The following is an 18,636-nucleotide window of genomic DNA, read 5'->3' on the forward strand; positions in this document are numbered from 1 at the left end:
TAGCTTTAGCAAATAGATGTAATAATTTTGTTTAAAGGATAAGTCATTCTGGTGCGCAAAGTTGTTCATTTGAAAGATTAGTCTACCATTAGCGTATTCAAGTTCAGGTAAGTACATTGATATAATGTGACTACTATTTGGGGACTGGCGGGTGCAGATAACCTTTGCGGCGGGCAATGGCATTCATTTTGCGAATCTGGGCTACGGCTCTGACCTGAGAGCGTGTACGGCGGGATGCAGCAAATACGACACGACCTGCCGGATCATCCAAGGAGCGCCCCGCCCGGCCCGCCATCTGTACGAGCGAAGCTTCGTCGAAAAGTCCGTTGTCCGCATCCAGAATAAACACATCGCTACGCGGGATCGTCACGCCGCGCTCCAGAATGGTGGTAGTCACGAGCAGACGGATGGAGCGCTCCCGAAATGCTATGACTTTGGCAGCCCGCTCCGCATCCTGCGATGAGGTCCCTTCAATAGAAATGTTCGGAAAATTCCGGCGCATCAGGTGCACAAAAGCCTCAATCTGGGCGATACGTGTCACAAAAACAAACACCTGGGCATCACGTTGTAAGGAAGTGCGAATGTGCTTCACGATGGCCGCTGGAAGCTGTTTACGCTTGATGCACTGCGCCACGGTAAGCATGTTGATCAGTTGCGGTACAGGCAACGGATGCCGGTGAAAACGGACAGGCACTTTCGCATGAGCAAGCTTGCCTAGAGCAACCTCACGTTGTAACCGGGCTGGCGGCGTAGCGGACAAATAAATGAAGTTACCCTCTGGTTTGCAGCAAGATGCAGCCGCGTGAGCCAACATAGGATCGTTATGATAGGGAAACGCATCAAGCTCGTCGATAATCACCAGATCGAAGCCTTGGTAAAAACGCATGAGCTGGTGAGTGGTCGCTAGGGTTAACCGCGCGTCTTTCCAGCGCTCCGAACTTCCGCCATAGAGCGTCGCGAGCGAGGTGTCCGGGAATGCTTTGGCAAGGCGCGGAGCCAGCTCCAGCACGACATCCCTGCGCGGTGTAGCGACCAGCGCTCGCCCTCCTTGATCCAGGGTGTTCTGGATCAGGGGGAAAATCATTTCGGTCTTGCCGGCCCCGGTCACGGCCCAGAGCAAGAACCGCCCCGGCCCATCCCCTGCGGGCGGCCGGGCCAAAAACGCAAGCGCCGCGGCTGCTGCCGCGCTCTGCGCTGCGCTTAGCCCCCACCGGGCGAGTCCGCCGCCGGTGGGGGCCAGGGCCGTGCCACGCGATGCTTCGCCGCGTGCGGGCACGGCCCCTTGCGCTGCACTGCGTAGCAGCAGCGCACAGGCACGGCTGCGCCCTAGCGCGAGGCATGCCTCGCAGTAGGCGCACGCCGCCAGGCCGCAGGCAGCGCAGGGCACGCGCTGCCTGGCTTCGCTGCCACAGCGGTGGCAGCGGGGCGCGCTTCGCGCGCGGCCGAGCCACGCGAGCCGGCGGCGCGTGGCGGGCCCTTCGAGGGCGGCTGTGAGCTGCAGCCGCCCTTGCAAGCGCGCGAGCTGCGCAGCCGCGCGCCAGCCCCCGGGCGGCATGGCGGGCTCCGCCGCCAGCAGCGCCTCGGCCTCGGCCGCCAGCAATTGGCGGCCGCTCATCCGCTCAGCCAGCAATGCTGCGCACTGCTCCAGCTGAGCCCAATGCTCGGCGGGATATGGCTTCGGCATCCCGCCAACCCTTGCCCATGTCCCACTTCCTGTTCCTCTACTTATTCCTTCACCTGTCCCTCTCCCCGTTCCCCTACCTATTCCTTTAGCTATTTTCTTCTCTACTCCGACTCCTGTACTTGTCCCCCTTCCTCCTTCCCCACCAATTCCTTTTCCCATTTGATCACCTCCCCAGTTGTCCAAACCATTTCCATTCCAACTTCTCACTCCCTCCTGCTCAGCCAAAGCCTTTTTCGCCTCCACTTCACCCGAAAGCTGTTCATACAAATCAATCTTTGCGTTCAAATAACTTTGCCACGCCTCCATCCGCCACTCATTCATGCTACGCGCTGGCTCAAATTGATCTACCAGCCATGAAGCCTGACTTAACGGCAGCTGCGTGCTTAACATCAGCCATTGCTGAACAGGCTGTCCACTTATGCCCTCTAGCCACCACACCACATCCACCTGAATGTCCAAAGACATCACCATTCTCCACTTCTCACTCACCCGACATACATAAATCCCCACCTGCATCTGTTCTGCCCTCCCTGTTTGTATCCGAAAACGCAAAAAAGCACATACTAACCGGCGTTTTCGCCGGAGCATGTGCTTCATGTCCGTTATTCATATCACATTTTTCTTATTTTCCAACCCATACTTTCGGTAACTCATTGGTGCTGGATTGAATATAAATAGATTCTCCTGGCTGTAATACCTGTCCATTTACTTCAAAAGTAAACGTTGTTTCCAGTGAAGTACCGTATACATCAGGAATCTCCCCTACTACATCATAAGAATCAATACCATCCACATTTATAACATGACCCTTATGATCATTAACACTACATTTAATAATTCCATTCGTACTATGACCATCTTCTAAAGCATTCTGCCTCTCAATCTCACCGCGCCCGATTCCTTCAGCTACTACTCTATCCATACTTAAAGGCACTGAAAACGCCAAAAACACAAACAGTAGTAACCTTCGAATATGTACTTGATTCATAGACTCTTTTCCTTCCTAAATCATCTTCCAAATGAATACTTCTTCAAGAAATCAAACGCAAGCAATCTGACAATCCATATAAAGTAAGTATATGGTTCATTTTCCTGCTCGTCAATACACCTTAACATCATGCATTCACTCGTTTAAACATTTGGAATTTCCCCAACGAATATGCGCAACTTTTTCCAGTTTTCTTAGTCTATACTTTTAAGTTAAGATTTCTGACTTCAAAGAGCTTCTTCAGGCGTCATCTGAAGTGATAAATCCAGTCTTTAACCATAGATTGCAATAAAACCCATATTCAATTTAAAGGCAGACTTGGCTACAATTACAAAAAAAAGACTACAGCATCACGCTGTAATCTTTCTCAACTTGAATCGGCATATTAACGTCTGCATCATGTAAAATGTGAGTATTAGCTGCTTCCAGCTTCATCACCGGAATTACGCAGATCAATGAGGCGATAGCTATCCTTCGTCTGCCCGGCATGTTCAAGGTCTGCTGGCACAGCGGGTAGATAAGACAGCTCCATGCCTTGCCTTTGCATCATCTTCTCGATAATTGTGATCGTTTCCGCTTCTTTAGGCTCGGCGACCACCGTTAGGGAGAAGCTCTTCCCACGATATAATAATTCCAGGCAAAGTGCTCGAATAATACCTTCAATCCGTCCTGCCTGATTGGAAGGAATGAGCAGAATCTGCTCGAAGCCTTCGGACTCCGGGCGGGAAGTATGGCGCTGGTGCATCACATGAACGGCCATTGCCGCCAGGAAGTATATAAGCAGAATCATAGTCAAATGAGCAACCATGGCAACTGCACCTCCTCGGAAGGTCATGTTCACCCATGGCGAACATCCCTGTATACCGCAGTATATGCTGCGTATTCCGAAGGGTTACAGCCAACAACCCGTCAGTGCTCGCTTGAACAGATGTTCAGCACACCCTCAAACTTTGTTCATGTGCAGTGATAAAGTCCATCAACCCGCAAACCAATCCAGTACTGGAAAGGGCGCGAGTGAAATAGCTGACTAACCATTATACAATTAGAGCGTAACCCAACCATATTTGATGGAGTTAATAACAGCCTGTGTGCGGTCGTCAACTTCCATCTTCTGCAGAATGCTGCTGACATGGTTTTTGACTGTTTTCTCACTGATGAACAGAAATTCACCAATCATCTTGTTGCTCTTACCCTCAGCCATCAAACGCAATACCTCAGCTTCACGACGTGTCAGCGGATTATTGTCTCCAGCCACAAATTTAACGCCTGCTTCCTTCGAAGCGCCTTCGCTCATTGCACCTGTTTCGTTAAGATACGTCATGCGACGAAGTTGCATAATCAGCTTGCCCGTAACTTTGGGATGAATGAATGCATGCCCTTCATGAACGGAACGAATCGCATTGATTAGAGATTCTGCTTCCATATCCTTCAGCAAATATCCGTTTGCACCCTTACGGAGTGTTTCGAATACATAACTTTCATCGTCATGGATGGACAAAATAATAACCTTTACATCCGGGAACAGCTCGCGCAGTTTCTCGGTAGCTTCAACGCCGTTTTCCACAGGCATGTTAATGTCCATCAGTACGATGTCCGGTTTATCCTGATTACAGAATTCGAGCACCTGAATACCATCGCCACATTCGCCGATGACCTCAATGTCGTCCTCCATATTTAAAATGCGTTTCAAGCCCTCTCGGAACAGCTGATGATCATCAGCCAAAAGGACTTTAATTGATGTTTTTCCAGTATCACGGTTTTCCATCCTGCTACTCCTTTCCCTTATCCACGTTTGTCGGGATATGAATGACTATTTTGGTTCCCTGATTCTCTGCGGATTCAATCTCTATTCTTCCTTCTAACAGTTCAACCCGTTCTCTCATCCCGATCAGACCGAAGTGGTTGTGATCCTTGCTTTTCTTGGCAAGAAGCTCCGGTTTGAACCCAAGCCCATTGTCCTGTACGACAATTTTGACGAGCTGAGCCTGGTATGTAATTTCTACGACAACATATGTGGGATAAGCATGCTTGGCAGCATTAGACAGACCTTCCTGCACGAGACGATAGATTGCAGCCTCCATTGCAGATGAGAGACGATGTTCCTTGCCTCTTGTTTCAAAAAGCGACCGGATTTTTGTTTTTACTTCAAAATCCTGCACATACTTCCGAAGCGTTGGAATCAATCCCAGATCATCCAGTGCCATAGGACGCAGATTGAATATAACTTTTCTCATTTCTTCAAGACTGGAACGAACCTGGCCTTTCAAATCTACTATTTCGGCCTGGACCATCTTAAAATCCTGCTTCATGAGCATTCTTTCTACAATTTCCGTCCTAAGCACTAGATTGGCAAGCATCTGCGCAGGCCCATCATGAATCTCCCGGGCAATACGTTTCCGCTCTTCCTCCTGGGCCAAAATTATTTTCAATCCAATCATTTGTCGATTCTTGGCAGACTCGATAATCCGGGTCACTTGACCCAGCTCTCCTGACAAGTATTCTAGCACAACGCCCATCTGCGAACCAATGGTCTCGGCACGCTCCACAGAAGCCTCCACATTTTTGGCACGCTTCTGCAGATCATCCCGACGGGCCTTTAGATACATTTCCTTCTCACGATAAATCATCAGATCCAGCTGAAGCTGTGTCGCTTTTTCATACGCCTGCTTGATATCATGCTCCGAATAGCGGACAAAGTCACGGCTCACTTCTGTAAGCCGAATCCGGGAACGGCGGTAATTCAGCTCCAATTGATCTACTTTCTCGATCGTTTCCGCCGTTTCCTTCAACACTGACTTGAGCTCCTCGTTGAGCGTCTTCAGCTCGTCACGAGTGGAGTCCATAATTTCAAACATTTGATATTTGCTGTTTTCCATGACTTGTATGGCGTTTTTTATGACGCGGTCTATGGCATCGGCTTGTAAATCCACGTTTGTTCGACTCCATTTCTATCGTTTCCGGTATATATCATACCATATCACGATGAGATGGTAACGGTCTTCGTGTTCTGTTCCCATTTTACAGTCAGCCCAAGTTGCTCGGATACGAGTCTAAGAGGGACTAAAGTCCTACCTCCACTTACGTAAGGTGCAACTGTTGCGCTCTGTCTTTTGCCATTGAGAACAAATTCTTTCTGACCTACCACCAGATCGATCAGCTTACTTCCGCGAATGACAGTGATCCGCTGATTTTTGCTATCCCAGTTCGCCTGTCCGCCAAAGGCATCCAGTACGTGTTTGATCGGCACATACGTTGTTCCATTTTTAATGACCGGTGCTGCATCAATGGACTTTGTTGTCCCGTTTACTGTCATAGACTTCTGTCCAAGTACCAGTGAAGCTGTGCCGACAGGCAATCCAACTTCGCTGGATTTGGAAGGCATAGTGAACGCAATGTTGTCGAACGCAACCGTTCCTGTCATCGCGCGCTCATCCTGACCCTCTTCCACGTTAACGACGTATACACGCTTCAGTTTTGCCGGATAAGCCATATTTAGCCCGTTCAGGTCTACATTTACCTTTTTCCAGCCGTTCCAGTCGATGGCTTTGGCGAGATCAGCATATACCGTTTTACCTTTGGCATCTGTAAATTCCGCACGCAGCCAGTTCAGGCTCTTGTCGCCCATCACATCCATCGACATCGAAGTTGCAGTTGCAGATACGTCTCTACCTGTTGTACCGTTCAATTGAGCGTAGGCGTACATTTTGCCGGTTCCGCCTGTCATATCGTAACTGAGTTGCAACACCTTGGAACCAGCCTTGTCACCCGTTCCTGCTACGACTGCGGCTGATCCGGTTACACCTGCTGCATTTGTGGTGAAGTTAATCGGATAGTTCGTGTTTTCGAAATTCTCCCAGATGGTTTCGCTCGCTGCTGCAGAGAGTACAACAACGGTGCTGTAACCATCATAACGGCCGATCGCATAACCCACCTGTGCTCCGTCATTCACAGAGGATACCGTCAACTGGTCACCTGCCACTTTCCCTTTGAACCCGATGAATTCCCATGTCAGAGAATCGGCTGGTACAGTCACGCTTTGCCCGCTCTTCGTTGTAGCCGTCACCGGAATAGAAACAGTCGTTCCCGCTTGGAGTGATCCAAGGCCAGATCCGGCAGTCAGAGAAGCCAGCTCACTACCGCCCAGTACCGTGACTTTGATCGAAGATGAAGCTCCACTGCTAGTAGCCGTCAATGTTGCTGTACCCGGCTTCACACCTTTGACCGTTCCGTTGCTGACGCTGACAATTCCGTTATTGCTGGATTTCCAGGTCAACGGAATATTACCTGTCGAGATCGGGTTGTAGTACGTGTCATAGCCTTTTGCAGAGTACTTGCCTTCCTGACCTGCAAGCAACGTCTGGCTGCCGCTTACCGCAAAACCTTTCAGCTTGCCTTCAGGTGCTGTGGAGAATACACCAAGTGTATTCACAACTTGACGCTGCTCGGTACCATACTCGGTATTAAATGTCAGACTGGCTGACTGTTCACCTAGCGGACGTGTAACCATCGTTGTTGATCCGCCGCCATCCAGATTCATACCTTTCCATACCCCGATGCTCGTCATGAACGACTGCAATTCGGTCAAGGACATGCCGCTGCTGTTGCCGTTTTTCTCGGCTGCAATAATATACACGTATCGTCCATCCTGAGAATATCCTACCGCCGTTCTGGCACGGACACCCCCTATGCCGGAAGAAGCGATATTCCGCGAGAAGGAAGCAGCCTGACCTCCGTTCACCAGAATCGTATGACCGCCAATCATCATGTCCAGATTATTCGGGTCAACAGACTGTCCTGTCGTTTTGGCAACCAGCTTGTAATCTGCTCCCAGTGTCTGTCCAACAGACAGGTGACTCATGACCCATGTTGCCGCTGTACCATGTGCACGGAGGATATACCCGTCCGGCGGTACGGTCATATTTAAAGCCTTTTTATCCGAAATTTGCGTGATGACACCATTCTGAACGAGCACCTCCGTCGGTGTGGTGGAAGGATCATTCGGACGTTTGGTCGACGTCCATGCAGGTGTATAAATATACATGGAGTTCACATGGCTGTATGTACCCGCTCCCGTTTCAACCGTATAGTCCTCCTTATTTATCCCACGCAGAGCGAATGTTGAACCATCCTGCGCCTTTACTGTGCCGTCAAATGAATATTCATCAATCATCGGCTTGCCATCTTTGGTTACCGTGAGGGCATACATGCCCTTCAGTTCCGAAGGCGTAGACACCAATACCCCGTCAGATACCTGGCCGCCAATCGGTGACATTTCCCCGGATACGTTAAAATAATCTCCGTTCACCGCAGCCACTGCGCCGTTTTCCTTCGCCATGCCACCCGTGCTCTGTTTGCTGTTTAATTTGCTGCCTTTACCTGTCATTACATCTAACTTCACGTACGGATTTTGCAAATCTACCTGAATCACATCGGCAAGCACATTCACTTTTGAACCTGAACGTGTTGTCGTATATCTGTATTTCATGAGCTTCGCACCCGAAGTCAAAATCTCTTCCCCGAGCTTGCTCGTATTCGTCGATGCTGCTGCGGCTACGGATTGCCAGGAAGTCCCTGACCACATCTGTCCACCTGCACTCATTACAGGTGCAATCCAAATCACACCTGCCAGTGTTACAATTGCCCATTTCTTAGCCTTGCTGTGCTTAACGTCTTCCAGCTGTTTCCCATGTTTCCCCAGCATGTTCGAAACGTCTCTCCCATCTTGTATATCAATCTTAGATATCGCACAGATCCTGCCGGTTGGCAGTACATAGAGCGATCTCTAGCATACCCTTCTATTAATAGACTGTTTTTTGTAGAAAAAGTTACGCCCCAAGCCAAGAATAAGGTATAAATTGGCTACTATATAAGTTGAATTAAAGATTTTACACGGCCAACTCCGATGACAGAATAACCTGGAGAGTAGCGGTTATCCCCAGATTTTTTGGATTCCCTTTTCCAAGGGGGAAAATCCGGTGATAAAGGCGAAGCGTATGCTTCCGATGCTAGCTTTCTTTCAGAAAGCTTTTAGCTCCGCTTTTTCAGGTTTTTTCTGTCCTCTCCGTTATTGTGTAAAAGAATAGTTCAACTTATATAGTTTGAGATTCGTCTTCCATCCACAAAAAAAGACACTTCAAGAAATTTACTTTCTTGAAGTGCCCTCCACTTATAGATAACCCAGTTGATCCAGAACCCGTTTGAGCATTACCGCTGCTTGCGCGCGACTTGCATTGCCTTGAGGTGCAAACGTATTACTTGTCATTCCTTGAATAATACCTGCTTGTACCGCTTTGGCAACGGAATCTTTGGATTGGATTTTTTTGTTGTCTTTGAACTTGGACAGTGTTGAATTCGCCGAGGATTGCAGTGATAGTGTTTTCCCCCCGTAATTCATGGCCCGAGTCATCATAATCGCCATCTGTTCACGGGTAATCGGATGATCCGGCTTAAACGTGCCGTCCGTATTCCCCATAATGATTCCGGCCTCTGCTGCAGCACCAATATAAGCACTTGTGATGTTGCCGCCCCGAACATCCCGGAAACGACTGACTGCACTAGCTTCTCCCTTTAATCCGAGTCCTCTCGCTACCAGTTCGGCAAACTCTGCACGGGAGATGTTCTCATTGGGACGATAATAGTTACCGTTAGGCGTGCTGATAATCCATTTAGCAGATAATTCCTTGATCACCTCGCTTGCCCAATGTGACGAAGTGTCTGGATAACTGACCGCGCGATTGATCGGCACAACTGCCTGGTTACCATTCAGCTTGGCTTGAATAACGACTCCGCCTGGTGTGCTTTTGAAAGAACTTGGTACATAGGACAGCTGGAACGTTGTCATATCCAGAGCAGCCATGCTTGAAGTCAGGGTTGGTGTATTAGCTGCTACTTGCATGGATAACCCACTTTTAAGTTGCTGCTCCATCTGTTGTTCTCCAGCACCTTTACTTGCAAACACATGTACATCTGTGTAGTTGGCGAGCTTCTGTGCACCTGCCCCAGCGATCAAACTTTCCATCGTACCCGAATCCGATAGTGGCATAGTTTCTAGTTGAACGTACAAAGAAGGTAACACCGTCTTGGATGAACTGCTCTCGTTAATTGGCATCAAGACCGATGAAGCTGCAATCGTACCCACGCTGCGGCTCATTCCTGCCAAATCCAGATTGGACAGCGCTACTGTCCAGAGACGGTCACCATATTTCACTCCAACCGTACCATTGCGGTAATTCCCGGCAAGTTGGGTAAGTGTCGTGATTGGAAATCCAACATACGCAGAGTACTCGCTATCCGGAACCTCAAACACAACAGGCTGGCTCAGCTTGCCGGATGCAGATGCATATTCGAAAGCCTGGCTTAACTTCGCCGCATCTACATTAAATTGACGAGTCGTACGATTGTAGTGCGACATCGCGGAAACCGAAGAGGCTGTGCTGTTATTCATAACAAGCAGGGACTGTCCGTAACTGGATGCATCCAGTTCATTCATCCAAACCGGACGTCCTCCTGTCTGATTCGTTGCAGGCAAGTTGCTGCTGCTCTGCTGTAGTGTCAGCGGCCCAAAAGCCGGCACCGTTGTATTGGACGCATCTCGCAGGGGTACAGCTCCAGGCCTGTAACTAATCGTACCTGAAAGATTGTCCGTACCTGTGTTCGAGGAAAGCTCCAGTTTCAACGTTACTACAGATCCAGAAGCAGATGCTGACAACAACTTGGAACTGCCATTGTTCAGAAATACGCTGAATTGAGCTAACGTTAAAGCAGTCTCCGGCTGAATCGCCTCACGGAATTGAATCTGGATCGTATCGCCCTGAATGACAGCCGCCACAATTTTGTCATTGCCATAGGTATAACTGACAGGAGTCAGATTAATATACCCTGCAGGGTTATTGTTTAGATCGGTTAACCGCATTGATCCAGGCACATAGGATAACGATACGTTCTGTGTATCTTTAACCGGCGAAGCAAGAGTCAGTGTAACGAGATCATCTTCGATCTCTGAACTATTTACAAAAACAGGCTTACCGTCAACAAGTACCGAGTACTGGCTGTTCTGTGGTTTATTTTCCGGTTTCAACGGCTCATTGTACCGCATCCATAATGTATTGCCACTCACTTCTGCGCTTCTGAACTCAGGCGGCTTGGTGTCAATCGAATTGCGGACATAGAACCCGGTGAATCCGGCAAGTGTCTGACCACGGCTATCTTTTACAGGCCAAGAACCCGGAGTATATGTGACACGAACAACCTCGCCATCCGTAATCGATCGGCTCAGATTAAGAGTTACGCTAGAGCTGTTATTTACAGAGATGCTATTCACTCCAACAGCGATCTGATCAGCGGTTACACTAAACTGTCTTGCGGCATCACTTGAAGTGACGTATACCGTTTCAGGATAATACAGGGTAATCGTGCTGTAATACGCGCTTCCTTCCCGCGGTTTCGACATCACGGAGTCTAGCCCATTATCTACGTCACGTGCGCCAAACGACGCAGCCGCATTGTTGGACTGATCCGTAACCCGGTTGCTCGTTCCCGGTGTGTATGCAATTCGAACAAGCTGTCCTGCTGCTACACCCGTATCCAGGACAACATATACACTGTCACCCGAGGTGTACGTCTGACTGATATTACGTTTCTCACCATTCACCGTTACAGCATATGCGCTGCTGAAGGGGTTAATGTTGGATAACCACTTGTCATATGTCAAACGAATTGTATTATTGCTATGCATACTGGCACTTTTCAGGGCTGGTGCAGTTGTATCTTTGCTCAGTGTTTTGAATGTCCATGATGTCGAACCATTCAGTCCTGTAAAGATGTTGCCCGCTCGATCCCGGTATGCATTGGCAGGCAGGTCTACCACATAAGTGGTGTTGCCCTCCAGCTCGCTTGTAGGCGTAATAATCAATTGTCTGCTGTTAGAGCTATTGAACACGGTTCTCGTTGAAACAATCGCTCCATTGGATTTCTTGAGAACAGGAGCTATAAAATACCTTGTATCCAATTCCTTATTAAAGGTCACACTTAAACTTCCAGATAAAGGTACGTTTGTAGCCCCATTTGTAGGTAATAGTGTGGCAGCCGTTAGCGCAGTTGGATCAGAAATAATGTTAAATCCCCACACATTACCACTGATGCCGCTAATATCGTTTTTATTGGCATCCTGCAGATATCCTTCGGGCATAACGATATAGTATGTAGTATTATTATTCCAATCTTTGTCTGGATCGATCTTTATGGTGTTTGTCCCTAAACCTGTGATCCGAGGTGCTCCAGCATTAACCGGAATTTGTTCAAAGATCGTACCGCCAACCCGGCCCTGATAGATGGTCATTGTGCCTCTGCCAGCCGTTACAGGTCTGTCAAACGTCATCACGATATCGGTCAACGGAGTCATAATCGTTGCATTATCAGGAACCCTGCTAACTAGCGCAGCAGATCCAATACCTTGTGTACTGAATGTCCATTCCTTCTTGGTCAAGCCTGCAAAAGGTGTATTATCATCTGCATAAACCAATGTTTTATTATTAATCTCAACGTAATATGTAGCGCCTGGAAGCGGTTTGGAAAGTGTAATGCTTACACGATACCCGCTGACTGACGAATCTGCGCCAGCTCCAGCATCCGGTGTAGGAGGATCGGTAATAGGTTGCTGCGGATCAATGGTTACTTGGCCACCGGTTGAGAGGATGAAATCAACCTCCGAATCGTCATCCAGACGTTTCACCAAAATCATATTATTCGCAGTATCTGCCTTCTTCACCGGTCTATCAAAATCAATGATAAGCGGAGCAGAGGTATCTACATTCGTTGCTTTGGCTGCTGGTATCGTATCTTTAATACCCGCAGCAAGTTCGTTAGCGGCATAAGAGCGCGACTCAGCGCCATTCCAGCCGGTAAGCCAGCCTTGAGCAGTTAATAGTACAATTAATAATCCCAACATGCTCTTTTGAGCCATTTTTCTCATATTCACTGACGTTCCTCCTTATTCCCATGACTTCATATGTCTGATATACAGACCTCTTTATGTATTTCGGTTACAAAAGGAATAACTGTTAGTTATTTGGGGGTATTTACCATAAAATATTTTGAGTTCGTAAATGCATGAATATCTTCTACTTCTGGTCTTGGTGAAGAATACTATCAGAATAAAAAAAGCCCTCATTGCATTGTTATCCGAGACTTCATAAGTCAAAGATTAACAGCATATGAAGGCATCCATATGATCCATTATATTCTCCAAGTTATTTACGCTTTACATATAACGAAATATCGATCATTAATCCAACAAGAAACCAACCGATATACACCAGATATGCCCCTTCAAATGGATTAAACCAGGAAATAATACTGAGCTTTAAAGTGCCATAACGGAAAAAGGTATATAAAATAACAAGTACAAGAGGCAGAATCCACAGCGAAATAGATCTGAGCGAAAAGAATCGCTTCATTTATGATCACACATCCTCTCTGAGCTACAGAAAAAGTAAACACAAAAGCCCTTGATTTCTATATAGAATCAAGGGCTTTTTGTTTGCCCGAAACGTATTACAGGCCGGCTTGTGTTTTCAACAGTTCTGCTTTGTCCACTTGTTCCCAAGGAACATCGAGATCTGTACGGCCAAAGTGACCGTAAGCAGCCGTTTGTCTGTAGATCGGACGACGCAGATCCAACATACGAATGATGCCAGCTGGACGAAGGTCGAAGTTGTTACGCACCAGCTCAACTAGCTTCTCTTCGCTAACTTTACCTGTTCCATATGTGTCCACGTTGATGGATACCGGATTAGCTACACCAATGGCATAAGCAAGCTGGATTTCCACTTTGTCGGCCAGACCCGCAGCAACCAGGTTCTTCGCTACATAACGAGCGGCATAAGCTGCCGAACGGTCTACTTTTGTCGGATCTTTACCCGAGAACGCACCACCGCCATGACGTGCATAACCACCATATGTATCAACAATGATTTTACGTCCAGTCAGGCCTGCATCCCCCTGAGGTCCGCCAATAACGAAACGTCCAGTCGGGTTGATAAAATATTTCGTCTGCTCGTCCAGCAATTCGGCTGGAACAACAGGCAGGATTACTTGCTCTTTGATATCTTTCTGGATTTGCTCCAGAGTCGTTTCTTCCGCATGCTGCGTAGACACGACAATGGTATCCACACGTACCGGCTTGTCACCGTCGTATTCAATCGTCACTTGTGTTTTACCATCTGGACGCAAATATTCGAGCGTACCGTTCTTGCGCACTTCCGCCAGGCGGCGTGCAATACGGTGAGACAAGGCGATTGGCAGCGGCATTAGTTCTGGTGTTTCGTTGGTTGCAAAACCAAACATCAGACCTTGGTCACCTGCACCAATGTTTTCCGTTTCACGTGCCATTTGCTCTGGATCACGATGCTCCAGTGCTGCATTGACACCTTGTGCAATATCAGCGGACTGTTCGTTGAGTGACGTCAGTACCGCACATGTATTATAATCGAAACCGTACTTGGCACGAGTGTAGCCAATTTCTTTTACTGTATTCCGTACGATAGCCGGAATGTCTACATATTCAGATGCAGAGCTGATCTCGCCAATAACAAGCACAAGACCTGTTGCTACCGAGACTTCGCACGCTACACGAGCATTTGGATCATTCGCCAGAAATGCGTCCAACACGGCGTCCGAGATTTGATCGCAAATTTTATCCGGATGTCCTTCAGTTACAGACTCCGATGTAAAAAGATGTCGGCCTTTAATAGACATGAAGTTTCAACCTCCCATAACTATAGTATGGCGATTGCCCGAACAAAACATAACGGCGATTCGTTCACTATACCCTCGAAGGCGCTTTACAGTAGAATAAGGACACTGATCCGCATTCACGAAGACAAGGATTTTTCAGGTAATTGCCTTAACAAAAAATCAACCTTTCCCTAGTGGAAAAGGTTGCATACCTCAAATGTCATCTTATCGTATTTGTCAAGTGGTGTCAATTAAGGACACGTAATGTATGAGTTCTAGAGATGCAGTTCTGCCTGACGAATCAAGCGTTTGGTGATCTCTCCACCAACCGATCCATTCTCCCGGGATGTGAGATGTCCCCACCCTTTATACTGCCCGTATGAATGATCACTAATCGCACCAAGCTCCCCGCCGAATTCGGTATCTGCACCTGCCAGACTTCCGCGGCCGCCATATCCTACATTCAAACCAAACTCGGCAGCAATTTCATACTTCATCTGATCGAGCATCTGACGACTTTCCGGTACAACCTTCTTATTACTTCTAGCCATTGTTCCTACACCTCCATATGTTGTTGTCTACAGGTATAGAGTGAGCAGGAACATGCCCGGCTAGCCGTATTAATGATTGTTAGAACTGGTTAATCTGAGCAATAAACCACGAATGAAAGAGAATAATTCCGTACCAAACTGCACAACCTATTTCAACGTATATCCACCGCGTACCATAACCGTCAGGCTGTATTTGTTACCATCCAGAACCGTAATGCCACGTCCGTCCTTTGGAAAAGAAAGCAAGTGATTGGTCGGCGCCGCCTGACCGTTCGTCAGGTCTACCCCGTCCGTCAGATCGGCTACACCATTGATACCCTCACTGACGATCACGGCTTTACCGCTACGTACAATGAACTCCGCGCCGGATTTACCGAGCAGCTGTTGACCCGGCTTCACGGTTACAATCTCCACGGCATCAGTTGCACCCGATACCAGGGGCGGCAGTCCCGGATCTGTGCTCGATCCGTTTGTGTTGCCCGTTCCTGCAGATTCATTGTTGCCAGTGGATGTGGTTGGATTGGTTCCAGTGTTGCCGCTTGTTCCATTGCTGGTCCCATTATTAGCCGGAAGTTTCCCACCCAAAGCTTGTTGAATCTGCTGATCAACGTAACTCTTCGTTACCACCGGGTCATCTGCGGTTCCTGGCTGAATAGTGCCTGCACCGATGGCTGTACCGTTATATACCGACCCTACCCATACCCCAACACCAATCGTCAGCGCGGCCAGAGATACTTTCATATATGGTTTCATCTGTAATTTGTTCCTCCTCTGGTAATCTATTAACTTTAACTATAGAGAAAAAAGTGCGATGGGACAAGCAAAACCTCGCTCCCCTGCATAGGGAAGCGAGGTCTGTAGCTGTAAAAACTGTTGGAGATGATGATATGAACTATCGATTAGAGTTAGAATTGTTGTTGTTATTGTTACCATTGTTATTGTTGTTTGAACCCTCTTCCGGGAATTCAATTGGCTCTTCTTTTGGCAACTTGGATGTGTCGTAGCTGTATCCTTGTTCCGCCAAGCGGATACGCTGCCCTTCAAATACATCATAAAGTGCAACACGATATGAACCACCACGGATTTTATCAAACACCCTGTCATCAATACTCCAGGTAAACGTCTGGTTAATACCTGTTTTCAGATCCGTGCCTAATCCAAGCTCCTTGTCAAATACTTTACCCGAACCGTCCGTTACGGACAGGATGTATTTGTGTGCACTCTCGCCGCTATCTACCGCCTCTTCCTGAGTTAGGGAGTAGATCATTTCAAATGAAACCGCAGTACCGCCTGTCAGGAAACCTCTAATGTTGGCGCCTGAGAATTTGAACGGATACAGATCGATATCGTTTAATGATGACAGTACCGGCAATGATTTCGGCTGAATTTCGAAGGAAGTGGCATTCACATAAGCCGTAGCATCGCCATCGCCTGTGACGAATTTGTTATCCGCGACCCCTTCACCCACGATCAGACGCATATCAGATAATGTTTTGACGCTCTTCGGCACTTTCGCCCAGAACGTTACAATACTCTTCTGACCCGGTCCTGGAATACGGTTTGCCTGCTTCGCTTGTGCTTTGTAATACATACCATCAGCTGTTTTATAGTAACCCACCAGTTTGCCCAGACCGTTCTGTCTCAGCGATTTATTGGTCATCTCGAACTCGGTATATACGATATCCGAAGACGCGCCCGGGTACACATAAGTTCTACGTACGCCAAGCTCGGTTTCTTTCTCCGATGTACCTTGCGTGAAGAATTTACCTGAAGACACATAAGCCAGCGGCTGAATTAATCCAGAGGTAGTGAGCGTAATCCAATCGTTTGTCTCTTGTTCCCCTACTTTTTCCAGCAAAGTCAGCTCCAGACGTTGCATGTTAAGCTCTGATGGAATCTTCGTCAGGAGATATGCCTCCGTTACCATACCTGGACCCAGCAGTTTCCCGCCTTGGGCTTGAATCAGTTTGGTATCCCCGTCGATGCGAGCCGAATCAATCGTAAACATTGCACCCAGCTCCGGTAATTGCACCGTCTTCGCCGAAGCGTTACGGATCGTCACCTTGGCCGCAATGATATCACTATCGGTCCATGGAAGACGCTGCAAAGAACCTACCGACACCCCAAAGGTTCCTTTGCTGTTTTTGATCACCGTCTCTGTAGTAAGGCCGTCCCCGCTCGTGACCGATTCAGGAATGGTATAGATGCCTACAGGATAGGAGAATTCAAACCCCGTAGCACCTGTACTCGTGCTCGTTCCTTCTTTGCTCTCATCCTTGGAGGACGGAGTCATCACTACAAATTTGATTTTGCTTGTATCACCATCTCCCTGGATGGTAGAGGTCAGCTTAATCGTCTTGGTTGATCCTGGTTTTAACTTCAGATCGTCCAGTGCCTTAGTTTCGATTGGATAGGAAGTACCATCTTCCGTACGAATCTCCAATGCATATTTCGGTATTTTCACTTCTTTCTTACCTTGATTCTTCAACACCCATTGCATCGTCAGATCGTATTCCTCATCTTCTCCACGTATACGAGCAGATTCCAGAAGAGTCGATACTGTCTGTCCATCAATCGAAATCAGGTTAGGCTGATTCGCTTCCGTATTCACATTGGTTTGACTTGCTTCAGGAAGCTGTAATGCAGCTACAGGCAGAGCAGTCTTCTCTTCCCCCTGCTCTTCCACAAGCAACAGCTCCGACTTCTCCAGCTTGACTGCCGTCGGTATAGAAGCCATTAAACTTAACGTTTTGTTCGCTTGTGCCTGAATGCTGATGCCTGTGCTATCCTTGTCCAAAGTTAACGGATAATTCGTACCGCCTGGTGCACGTAAAATCCATTTCACATTAGGATTGTCCAACAGTTTATAGCTGATGTTACTCAGATTCACGCCAACTTTAACATACTGTTTCTTATTCTCACCCGGGTACACTTTGATACCGGAAACCTTCACTTTAACAGCTGAGTCACTAAGACGAACGGTCTTCGTTTTGCCTACGGGTGTCGTGATACTGTACGAAGCAGGAACAACAAATTTCCCGACTGTGCTTTCATAGTTCGGCTTGCTGAAGTCCCATTTTACAATCAGGAAGTTCAGATCACTCAGCTTCACTTCACGTCCAACCTTCATAACATAAGTCAGATCCACCGTAGATCCAGGGGATACAGACTTCTTCTCCTGATCTTTGGCAATCAGCTTAGGCGAGAAGCTTGTGCCTCCGCTGGTTTTTACTTTACTCCAGTAATCCAGCATCATCATCGGTTTACTGTCATTGTTCTTATACGTCAGGGTATACGTCACGGTATTCCCGTCATTCTGGGACAGAATATTCACATCCGTCAAGCTCACTGTACTGCGAGCCGTGACCTTCACCGCAGGCACATTTGCCAAGGTATGTACGACTTTATTGGCAGCAGCCGACTTCTTGTTCGCTGCCGAATTATTTACATTACTGGAAGCCGTTTTGCCCGTATTCGCCGGACTTGCCGCAGCCCCAATAGTTCCCCCACTCGAACTAATCAACAACACACTTGATAACAAAGTCGTTATGACCTTTTTATGATCCACTTCCAAACCTCCCATAAGTTGCTTGTTGCTTTATAGTATAAACGTTTGAGAGAGAAAGAAAGTTACGATGTTGTTGTATAAAAGAAAAAAAGCTTACCCATTAGGGTAAGCT

The 18,636-nt window shown here is 47.8% G+C and carries 12 protein-coding genes; all 12 read right to left on the bottom strand.

Translation table 11 applies throughout. The features are described 5' to 3' along the window. Positions 1 to 133: 133 nt before the first annotated feature. The 12 genes from AC1VYS_RS25820 to AC1VYS_RS25875 all read right to left on the bottom strand — a co-directional run bounded on the left by AC1VYS_RS25820 (position 134) and on the right by AC1VYS_RS25875 (position 18,524). A complete protein-coding gene (locus AC1VYS_RS25820; protein ID WP_482915127.1) occupies positions 134 to 2,074 on the bottom strand; it encodes a helicase-related protein in 1,941 nt (646 codons plus the stop codon). A 232-nt stretch (positions 2,075 to 2,306) separates the two neighbouring features. Beyond that, positions 2,307 to 2,672, bottom strand: a complete 366-nt coding sequence (locus tag AC1VYS_RS25825) for a hypothetical protein (protein WP_482911998.1) — start codon at positions 2,670 to 2,672, stop codon at positions 2,307 to 2,309. Between the two features lie 415 nt (positions 2,673 to 3,087). Then, positions 3,088 to 3,480, bottom strand: a complete 393-nt coding sequence (locus AC1VYS_RS25830) for a hypothetical protein (protein ID WP_482911999.1) — start codon at positions 3,478 to 3,480, stop codon at positions 3,088 to 3,090. Between the two features lie 234 nt (positions 3,481 to 3,714). Next, complete coding sequence (locus AC1VYS_RS25835; protein WP_063567747.1) at positions 3,715 to 4,437, bottom strand: response regulator transcription factor; 723 nt, start codon at positions 4,435 to 4,437, stop codon at positions 3,715 to 3,717. Between the two features lie 4 nt (positions 4,438 to 4,441). After that, entirely contained in the window at positions 4,442 to 5,602 is a 1,161-nt protein-coding gene (locus tag AC1VYS_RS25840) for a sensor histidine kinase (RefSeq protein ID WP_090922925.1), read from the bottom strand. 47 nt (positions 5,603 to 5,649) lie between these two features. Next, positions 5,650 to 8,373 (bottom strand): stalk domain-containing protein, encoded by a 2,724-nt coding sequence (locus tag AC1VYS_RS25845; protein ID WP_482912000.1) that lies wholly within the window; start codon positions 8,371 to 8,373, stop codon positions 5,650 to 5,652. A 465-nt stretch (positions 8,374 to 8,838) separates the two neighbouring features. Next, complete coding sequence (locus AC1VYS_RS25850) at positions 8,839 to 12,642, bottom strand: Ig-like domain-containing protein (protein ID WP_482915128.1); 3,804 nt, start codon at positions 12,640 to 12,642, stop codon at positions 8,839 to 8,841. A gap of 277 nt (positions 12,643 to 12,919) precedes the next feature. After that, the gene (locus tag AC1VYS_RS25855) at positions 12,920 to 13,126 is read right to left on the bottom strand and encodes a hypothetical protein (protein ID WP_482912001.1); all 207 of its coding nucleotides are present in this window, start codon (positions 13,124 to 13,126) and stop codon (positions 12,920 to 12,922) included. 97 nt (positions 13,127 to 13,223) lie between these two features. Then, positions 13,224 to 14,426, bottom strand: a complete 1,203-nt coding sequence (gene metK, locus AC1VYS_RS25860; protein ID WP_482912002.1) for a methionine adenosyltransferase — start codon at positions 14,424 to 14,426, stop codon at positions 13,224 to 13,226. A gap of 254 nt (positions 14,427 to 14,680) precedes the next feature. Further along, the gene (locus AC1VYS_RS25865; protein ID WP_482912003.1) at positions 14,681 to 14,956 is read right to left on the bottom strand and encodes an alpha/beta-type small acid-soluble spore protein; all 276 of its coding nucleotides are present in this window, start codon (positions 14,954 to 14,956) and stop codon (positions 14,681 to 14,683) included. A gap of 147 nt (positions 14,957 to 15,103) precedes the next feature. Next, positions 15,104 to 15,709, bottom strand: a complete 606-nt coding sequence (locus tag AC1VYS_RS25870) for a hypothetical protein (protein WP_482912004.1) — start codon at positions 15,707 to 15,709, stop codon at positions 15,104 to 15,106. A gap of 139 nt (positions 15,710 to 15,848) precedes the next feature. Then, positions 15,849 to 18,524: a hypothetical protein gene (locus AC1VYS_RS25875; protein ID WP_482912005.1), complete on the bottom strand. Its 2,676-nt coding sequence runs from the start codon at positions 18,522 to 18,524 to the stop codon at positions 15,849 to 15,851. Positions 18,525 to 18,636: the final 112 nt, after the last annotated feature.

The sequence above is a fragment of the Paenibacillus sp. G34 genome (genome assembly GCF_056856875.1).